General features: G+C 41.7%; 10 protein-coding genes. 7 read left to right on the top strand and 3 right to left on the bottom strand.

The features are described 5' to 3' along the window. Nucleotides 1-16: 16 nt before the first annotated feature. Complete coding sequence (locus tag AYJ08_RS03245) at nt 17-949, top strand: patatin-like phospholipase family protein (RefSeq protein WP_064016564.1); 933 nt, start codon at nt 17-19, stop codon at nt 947-949. A gap of 6 nt (nt 950-955) precedes the next feature. Here the strand turns inward: AYJ08_RS03245 and AYJ08_RS03240 are convergent, their stop codons facing one another. Further along, nucleotides 956-1,294 carry a TMEM14 family protein gene (locus tag AYJ08_RS03240; RefSeq protein ID WP_003343949.1) on the bottom strand — a complete coding sequence of 113 codons (339 nt, stop codon included), beginning with the start codon at nt 1,292-1,294 and terminating at the stop codon, nt 956-958. A gap of 28 nt (nt 1,295-1,322) precedes the next feature. After that, entirely contained in the window at nt 1,323-2,267 is a 945-nt protein-coding gene (locus AYJ08_RS03235) for a DUF1385 domain-containing protein (protein WP_064016563.1), read from the bottom strand. A 135-nt stretch (nt 2,268-2,402) separates the two neighbouring features. Between AYJ08_RS03235 and AYJ08_RS03230 the strand changes: the two genes are divergently transcribed. The 4 genes from AYJ08_RS03230 to efp all read left to right on the top strand — a co-directional run bounded on the left by AYJ08_RS03230 (nt 2,403) and on the right by efp (nt 5,155). Further along, complete coding sequence (locus tag AYJ08_RS03230; protein ID WP_064016562.1) at nt 2,403-2,942, top strand: YqhR family membrane protein; 540 nt, start codon at nt 2,403-2,405, stop codon at nt 2,940-2,942. Nucleotides 2,943-3,005: 63 nt separating this feature from the next. Continuing rightward, on the top strand, nt 3,006-3,455 hold the full coding sequence (gene aroQ, locus AYJ08_RS03225; protein WP_003337914.1) for a type II 3-dehydroquinate dehydratase: 450 nt from the start codon (nt 3,006-3,008) through the stop codon (nt 3,453-3,455). Between the two features lie 27 nt (nt 3,456-3,482). Beyond that, nucleotides 3,483-4,556, top strand: a complete 1,074-nt coding sequence (locus AYJ08_RS03220; RefSeq protein WP_064016561.1) for a M24 family metallopeptidase — start codon at nt 3,483-3,485, stop codon at nt 4,554-4,556. Between the two features lie 41 nt (nt 4,557-4,597). Then, on the top strand, nt 4,598-5,155 hold the full coding sequence (efp, locus tag AYJ08_RS03215) for an elongation factor P (protein ID WP_031414306.1): 558 nt from the start codon (nt 4,598-4,600) through the stop codon (nt 5,153-5,155). Nucleotides 5,156-5,290: 135 nt separating this feature from the next. Here the strand turns inward: efp and AYJ08_RS03210 are convergent, their stop codons facing one another. Further along, nucleotides 5,291-5,863: a DUF1349 domain-containing protein gene (locus tag AYJ08_RS03210; protein ID WP_064016560.1), complete on the bottom strand. Its 573-nt coding sequence runs from the start codon at nt 5,861-5,863 to the stop codon at nt 5,291-5,293. 158 nt (nt 5,864-6,021) lie between these two features. On the opposite strand from AYJ08_RS03210, the gene AYJ08_RS03205 reads away from it, so the two are divergent. Then, a complete protein-coding gene (locus tag AYJ08_RS03205) occupies nt 6,022-6,591 on the top strand; it encodes a sigma-70 family RNA polymerase sigma factor (RefSeq protein ID WP_064016559.1) in 570 nt (189 codons plus the stop codon). Next, on the top strand, nt 6,582-8,759 hold the full coding sequence (locus tag AYJ08_RS03200; protein WP_064016558.1) for a YcdB/YcdC domain-containing protein: 2,178 nt from the start codon (nt 6,582-6,584) through the stop codon (nt 8,757-8,759). The genes AYJ08_RS03205 and AYJ08_RS03200 overlap by 10 nt, the downstream gene beginning before the upstream one ends. Nucleotides 8,760-8,762 lie beyond the last annotated feature (3 nt).

Below are 8,762 nucleotides of genomic sequence, written 5' to 3'. Positions count from 1 at the left end.
TGAATGGAGGGAGCACATGCGAGTAGATGCGGTTTTTGAAGGGGGAGGCATGAAGGGGATAGCTTTGATTGGAGCGATTACGGCGATGGAACAGCATGGATACCAGTGGGAGAGCGTTGCTGGCACGTCAGCAGGTTCCATCGTTGCCGCTCTGTTGGCTGCCGGATATCGTCATCAAGAGCTTCGTGAGATATTCGAAACGCTAAATTATTTGCAATTTTTAAAAAGAAAAGGCTTATCGAGAATTCCGTATCTTGGCTCATGCTATAACCTGATAGTCCAAAAGGGCTTGTATCCCAGTGACGAAATTGAACGTTTTGTCAGTCAATTGTTACTCAAAAAAGGAATTCGTACTTTTGGCGATTTGCCGAAAGAAAAATTGCGTATCATCGCTTCTGACATCAGTGCTGGCACCATGCTGACCCTACCAGATAACCTGCCTGATTTTGAAATTAAGCCAGAAACCTTCCCGATCGCAAAAGCAGTTCGAATGAGCTGTGCAATTCCTTATTTCTTCCAACCTTATTTTTTATATAAAAATAAGATTCCTCACATCATTGTAGATGGTGGTCTATTGAGTAATTTTCCCGTGTGGCTGTTTGATTCTAAGGAAAGGCCCTTATGGCCGACCTTTGGCTTTCGTTTAAATGATGAGACTGTTCCCGTTCGTCCTCAAACAGTGAAAAGCTTATACGGACTATCCAAGGCGTTGCTGATGACTATGATGGACGCCCATGATCGGTTTCATGTAAAAAAAGCAGAAGCTGTTCGCACGGTTTTCATTCCTACCAAGGGCTATAGCTCAATTGATTTCCATTTAAGCGCCGCCGAACGACAAGAGTTATTTGATTCAGGGAAAAAGGCAGCGGAGGACTTCTTAAACAAGTGGGATTTTAATAAGTACGTTACTGCTTATCGGAGTGAAAAAAATAACAGCTTTCTGGTTTGAAAGCTGTTACTGATACATCTTCGGCTTATTTTGTTTCGTTTTATCACGTTTGTCTTTTTTACTGCCTTTACTGCCTTCAATAACCTGAAAGGGATTGGGGCGACGATTAGCAGTTACAGATCGCTTTAATCCTGGTTTCATTGGTCTGACCTTAGGAGTTTTTTTGGTGAACCGAGGCATGAACTTGCCTGTTTTCAAAAAATTACGCGCAAGATACAACAGAAGAGCAGAAAAGGCAATTAACGCGATCATTGTACCGGGGTTCTGTAAAAATTGGGTTGTAAATCCTACAACCGCCAACAGCATGATTACCCCAAAAACCGGATAAAGAAAGCCTCTTTTCAACTAGCTTCACCTCTTTAAGATAGGTTACTTAACCGGTGGTAGCAAGCTTTTGATTCTTCATAAATTCTTGATCCCGTTCCCTCATTTTTTCAAAAGAGGCAATAGCTACTTCTACTTGCGTATCATCAGGTTCTCTTGTCGTGATGCGCTGCAACCAGAGCCCGGGATAACCCAAGAAACGAAGAACTGGAATATCTCGCAATAGATTGGTTCCTTGTAAAACCTCATACGAAACGCCAATTACCACTGGTAACAAGATAATCCGTTGAACAACACGATCCCACATTGTATGGTAATCAACTAAGGAGTATACAAACACACCGACAATAATGGAAAAAATGAGAAAGCTACTGCCACAACGGTAGTGCAGGGTGGAAAAACTTTGCACGTTCTTTACTGTTAATTCTACCCCAGCCTCATACGCATTAATCACTTTATGTTCAGCGCCGTGATATTGAAATAGACGTTTGATCAATGGTGTCTGGGCAATCAAGCTAATATAGCCGATGAGCAGGAAGAATTTAATTCCGCCTTCAATTAAATTTTGCCACACACCAGCCGGAACCCATTTGCCAAATAGAAAGCCTGCAAGTATGGCTGGTACAACCGTAAATAAAATTTTACCAACTAGAAAAGAAAGTACACCTACCACGGCGACGCCTAATATTAGTGTCATCTTAGATGGACCAGAGCTTTTATCTGCCTCGTCATCTGATTCCATGCTGTATTGTTCAGAAGCGAAGTTCAGATGCTTAGCTCCGCTGGCACTTGCCTCAATCAATCCAACGATTCCGCGAAGAAAAGGAATTTTTTTCAGGTTATTCACCCATGCGATCGTCTTTTTAGGCTCTTCAAAGAATTCAATCTCCTGATTCTTTCGGCGGATGGCGGTTACGGTCACTTTTCTACCGCCAAACATAACGCCTTCTATTACGGCCTGCCCGCCATATGCTGGCACATTTTGCTGCTTCAAATTTAATCACCATCCTTATTCCTATTGTAACCGAAAGTTATATCCTTCTGCCACCTAATGTTCCAAGGTGCTTTTCGCTATGAATTATTTCATGTTTTTCCTAGACATAGCCATACTAGTACCGAGGTGATTTAAGTGAGTGCAACTATCTCGAAACAACAACGGCTAAAAACAGAGGAATCTGAAGAGCAGCAACCCAAGAATCGATCCTCGTCTGATAAAAAAATAAAGGCAAAACCGATCGAGGCGAAGACAATTTTACAAATTTCGATATGTGGAACGTTGATCTGGAGTATTCTTCGTATCTTTATGCACTTCTTTCAATTTACTCCTTATGGGGTCTATGTCTTTGCTCGTCCATTCCTTGGCAAAGCTAGAGAGAATTCCTACGCAGGTCTAGCTTTAGGAGTGGTTATGTTATTTCTTATTATTTTTGTCGGATGCTTGGTGTATAGCTTTGTTCTTGGAAACCTGTACAATTGGTGGCTTGGGGCATTGTATGGAATTGCGTTTTTTTATTTATTTGGGTATTTTTTTCAGATGCATCGCTGGGGGTGGGGTGTCTGGAGTACAGAATTTTTCTGGTTTATGTCACTAGGGATGTTTATTGGGATGAGTATTGTATCGGAAAGATTTGATACCGAGGAAACAAGCAAAAATGAAAGAGACCAATAATGTAGCAATGAAAAGAATATGGTAAGATAGACAGAGATTAAGGGGGAAGGGAGATGACCAACTATGATCTCTGTCTTGGTATTAAATGGACCCAATTTACATGCACTAGGGAAACGTGAGCCTACTATTTACGGCCAGGATACGTTAGAAGATATTGTAGCGCATTTGCAAGAGGTAGCAAATGAACTGCATGTCTCAATTGGACATCTTCAATCCAATCATGAAGGTGTACTAATCGATGCTATTCATGATGCACGAGATGTATACGATGGGATTATTATGAACCCTGGGGCGTTTACTCACTATAGCTATGCGATTCGTGACGCAGTAGCCAGTGTGTCATTGCCTCTGATCGAGGTTCACATCTCCAATGTTCACAAGCGTGAAGAGTTCCGTCATACGTCTGTCATTGCTCCTGTAGCGTTGGGACAGATTGTCGGGCTGGGTAACGATGGGTACGAATGGGCATTACGGGCCATGGTTCGCCATTTGCAGCACAACAGAAGTACATAGAAGTCAACCAGAATGGGAGAGATCATGATGTCACATCGTTTGGAAAAACTAAGAGCTGTATTGAAGGAACAAAATGTAGATGCACTCATTATTGAGAGCGAAGTAAATCGTCAGTATATTAGTAATTTTAGTGGTTCCACAGGATGGGCAATCGTATCTTTGGACCAAGCTAAATTTGTAACAGATTTCCGCTATATCGAACAAGCCACGAACGAATGTACAGGTTTTGAAGTCATAAATAATAAACGTCAAGCATTGCCGACGATAAAACAAGTGCTCCAAGATATGAAGGTAGCAAAGGTTGGATTTGAGGCGGAACATACAAGCTATGCGACTTTTGAAGCTTGGAAGCAGACGTTAGACAATGTAGAGTTAGTGGCTACGAAGGGTCTTGTGGAGAAATTGCGTTTGTACAAAGACGAAGCGGAAATAGCTATTATGAGACAGGCAGCCCAATTATCTGATGCTGCTTTTGCTCATGTGATCAAAATGATTAAACCGGGAATTCGTGAAATAGACGTAGCCAGTGAGCTGGAATACTATCTGCGTAAGCGCGGGGCAAAAGGCTCCGGCTTTGACATTATTGTAGCTTCAGGCAAACGCGGGGCCTTACCGCATGGTCGTGCTAGTGAAAAAGTAATTGAAGCGGGAGATATGGTAACGATTGATTTTGGAGCACATTATAAGGGCTATCACTCTGACATGACACGTACCTTTGCTGTTGGCGAACCTGACCCGAAAATGAAGGAAATCTACGAGATTGTTTTACGGGCAGAGCTGGAAGGTGTGAATCGGGTAAAGGTTGGGATGACCGGTAAAGAAGTAGATGCATTGACGCGTGATATCATTAAAGAAGCAGGATATGGGGATTACTACGGTCACGCTGCTGGTCATGGCTTAGGAATGGACGTCCATGAGGCGCCTGCGGTCTCGATGCTTTCAGAAACGGTACTTGAGCCGGGTATGGTGATAACAATTGAGCCGGGCATTTATGTAGAGGGCCTTGGTGGAGTGCGTATTGAAGATGATGTGGTATTAACTGAAAAGGGAATCGAGATTCTGAACAAAACTCCAAAAGAGTTGCTGATTTTGCCGGTATAAATTATACTATGTAAGGTTGAGTTATATTTAGGAGGAAAAGCATGATTTCTGTAAACGATTTTCGCACTGGTTTAACTATTGAAGTTGACGGTAATATTTATTCAGTACTTGAATTCCAACACGTAAAACCAGGAAAAGGTGCGGCATTCGTTCGTTCCAAACTGCGTAACCTGCGCAATGGTAACGTAACGGAAATGACCTTCCGTGGTGGAGAAAAAGTAAACCCTGCTCGTATTGAATCAAGCACAATGCAATACCTGTATGCAAGCGGTGATGATTATACGTTCATGAATACAGAAACGTATGAGCAAATCACTTTTACCAAACAACAAATTGAGCATGAGTTGAAATTCCTTAAAGAAAACATGAATGTTCAAATCATGCAATATAATGGCGAGACGATCGGTATCCAGCTTCCAAACACAGTTGAATTGGAAGTTACAGAAACAGAACCAGGTATTAAAGGTGATACAGCTACAGGTGCTTCTAAAAAAGCAACGTTGGAAACTGGCTTTATCGTAAACGTACCATTGTTCGTTAACCAAGGTGACAAGTTGATCATTGATACTCGTACTCAAGCGTACGTGTCTCGTGCATAAGTAAAATAATTACACAGAATAGCAAAGAAAAACTGCCGATTTTCGGTAGTTTTTTTGCTATCTGATGCTAGCGTCATTAAGGTATACATGAAAACAAGCCTCTAGTCTGAAGTGAATCTAGGGCTTGTTTTTTTATTATTTCCCTGCTCGAATGTCATGTAATGTCATTCGTTCAAGCTGGAGAAAAGCAAAATCACTGGTTAAGCCTTCACCTGTTGGGGATTGAGAAACGATCCCTACTTTGACGGTATCGCTAACTGGTAAACTGAAATATCTAACCATTTGAAATGTTTCCCCATCCAAGGAATAATGCAAGGCGAAGGTATCCCCTTTTCTAGCCATTTGCAGCCATGCACTTTTATTCGGAATAGATGGTCCGTTAGCATCATCAGATACACCATTAGTTACTACACTTACAATCGAGTATGTATGGTAGTCCGTTAATTCCAAACAAAGCTTCGCCCAAATCGTCTCGCTTTCCATGACCATGAGAACGGCTGCATCATACGTTGACAGAAATTGATGGCTTACTTTAGAACGCAGAACAAAATCCCCCTGAATATCTGTATAGAGAAAAGGGGCGTTTAACTGCCGTTCTCCATTAGCTGGATTGATAAAAAAGTCAGATTTTGAAGGGGCAGAAAGCTGGACAAGGTTATCCTTCGTAGTTATGTCTGCTTCATTTATCCATTTGTTAAAAAGATTCATTATTCTTTTCTCCTATTTTTGTGACTTTAAATGGTTACTTCCATCATGAATTATAGCAATTTGTTTCTCTTGTTCAAATAAATTTAGAAGAAACTGTTATGTTTTTCGTTTAGCTGGATCAAATAGACATACAAAACGAAAGGGGGAGGCATTTCATTGTGTATGAGGATATAAAGCAGGTGGATCAGGATCTTGCTATGACGAGAGAGGCATACCTGGAATTCCTGATGGCTGAGTACGGAGAGAGAATTATTCAATTGGTGTATCTCATCGTAAAAGACCGTAATATGGCGGAGGATATCACTCAGGAGGTATTTCTGAAGGCCTTTCGTGGGCTGCATTCATTTCGAGGAGAAAGTAATGTAAAAACGTGGCTGTATCGAATTGCTATTAACGAAGCAAAAAAATACTTGCGTTCATGGTCTTTTCGGCGAATTTTTTCTACCTTCAAAAAAGAAGATGTTATTCATAATAAGTACGAACAAACCGAACAACGAGTAGAGGAGACGGTTATTGGCAAACTGACGAAGGCAGAAATGGCAGAGAGAGTTATGTCATTGTCTCCTCAGTACCGGCAGATTATTTTGCTTCATTACTATGAGGATTTTACGGTCAAGGAAATCGCACAGGTGCTTGAAATATCCGCAGAGGCCGTTCGTACGAAGCTACATCGGGCACGAATGAGCTTTAAGTCATTGTTAGAAAAGGAGGGATTGGAATGGATGTAGAAAAAGAGTTTCGTGAATCTGTTCAGACTGTTAGCCGCAATGCAAGTAAGGATGTGCGTTTTACCGCTGATTTGGAAAAAAGGATTAAAGAAAAGGTCGGCAAGAGTGTGCGAAAACGTCATCGCAGACTTTATACAGTGGCCACAGCAGTAGCCTGCCTTGCTTTGGCGATAACCGTATGGAAAATAACACCTTCAGGATTACAAGAGATTTTGAACCAGTCGGCAACTGCTTTGACAAAGAAAAAGACGAATGCCATCGTTGAGAAAGCCCTACAGTCCCTTCAAAAAGCAATCCCCGATTTAAGCAGCTATCAGGTTGACATTAGGGAAACAGCGGATAACAGAATTAAGGTTCAGCTACGTGCAAAGGACGGTAAGCTTGCGAAGGTGGCTATCAACCGGGAAACTGGGAGTGTAGAAGTATTTAAGTGGTTTACTGGAGATTCCACTGAGCAAATTCCATCCGAAAAAATCGCTAAAGAAAAGGCGGATTTATTTTTGAAATCCCTGCTTGGTGATCATAGTGAAGAATATCAGCAGATTGCGATAAATGAGATAAAGCGACCACAAAATGGATACCTGGAGTTGGATGTGAAAGGAATGAATATTTCCTATCAGCAAATGAAGAAAGGAGAACCCGTTCCTTTCGCTAAGCTGACTGTATGGGTGGATGGTTCCGGGAGAATTGTTTCCTATGGGGAGCTTAACAAATCAGAGCAAGCGATGCTTATCAAGCTGAAGGAAGCCATTCCTGAGTTACATACCGAAGCAACTTTGACAAATAAAGAGGTAGAGTCCTCTGGATACCATTTTTCATTAGCAAATGCTGATAAAGACGGTAATTCACTAATGATCAGTACGGAGGGAAAAGGTGATTTATTAAAAAGCTACAGACTGGAAAGCCCACGAAATGAGAATGTTGAATGGGCGCAAAAGTCGTTGATGAATGAAAAAGCGAATCGGTTTTTGCAGCATATGCTAGGAGACGATTTTAGCAATTATCAAGAGACAGGAACAACGAACCGAGCTAGCTACATGCGCTTTTACAACGGATTGCCTGTGCTAGAGGATAATCTTACCGTTGTGGTAGATAAAGGGGGACGTATCACTTATTACTCCAGAGCAACAGGCTTGTACGACCTAGCTAGTTTGCCTGATCGGTCTAAAGCAATTTCTCCGAAAAAAGCTGAAGAAGCATTAACGCAAAATATGAAACTACGCTACATCGAGCGTTCAGTAGTCAAGCGTGATCCAGAAACACATCAGGTAATTGAAGAACGCCCGTTGCTTGACTATACTCCAACCGTTTCACATCTACAAATGGGTGAAATTCGCTCACTCAACTGGTATATAGATGCAGGTACTGGAAAAGTAGAGTATGGTCTGGGGAATAATGGAATTGATTATGATCGTCGTACGACACATGAGCCAATCAGACTCAAAGTCTCAAAACCACCGATGATCAAAACAAAGGAAGAGGCGGCTCGTCTATTGACAGATCATTTTGGAGTAAAGGTAACTGGCCTTCCATTTAGTGAGAGGGAAGGGGAATCCAGGTTTGGAGCAAAACAGCATGTATTCCAATGGCAAACAAAAAATGAGAAGCGCCTTGAGGTGGTTGTGAATGCCAAAACAGGTCAGGTGGAGGAAATAAATATACCGAGAGTTGATGGGAAAATAACCGTTTCCCAACAAGACGCCTTAAAGGAAGCAGTCGCTGCTCTGGAAAAATACGTAGATCCAGGGGTTACCGAGGTACAAATTAGCCGAATCCTGGAGCCGCAAGAGGCTAACCCCGTAAATTCAGGTGACTGGCATTTTTCATTCTTTAAGAGTCAGGACGGTGTACCGGTTATCGAACAATATCCCGATCAGGCTTATGAAGTATCCGTTGACCCGTCTACAGGTAAGGTTAATGGGTTCGAAAATCTTACACAATGGAAGGACAATATTGTTCTGCCTGATAAGAGTCAAGCCGTACCAGTAAAGGAGGCTGTACAGGAATACCTCAAAGTTATGCCGCTGCAATTAGCATATACCCTAAAGGGAGTAGATAGAGAGAAATTGTCAGAGCCAAAATTAATCTACGTTTCATTAAGTGCGAAAGAGAATGCTGATAAACATATTTATCTGAACGCTATTACAGGAAAAGTAGAAGTGCGATAAATT

The sequence above is a fragment of the Brevibacillus sp. SKDU10 genome, assembly GCF_001645205.1.
GTDB classification, from domain to species: domain Bacteria; phylum Bacillota; class Bacilli; order Brevibacillales; family Brevibacillaceae; genus Brevibacillus_B; species Brevibacillus_B halotolerans.
The sequence above is the reverse complement of the archived record's forward strand: the minus strand, read 5'-3'. Positions and strand labels throughout refer to the sequence as shown.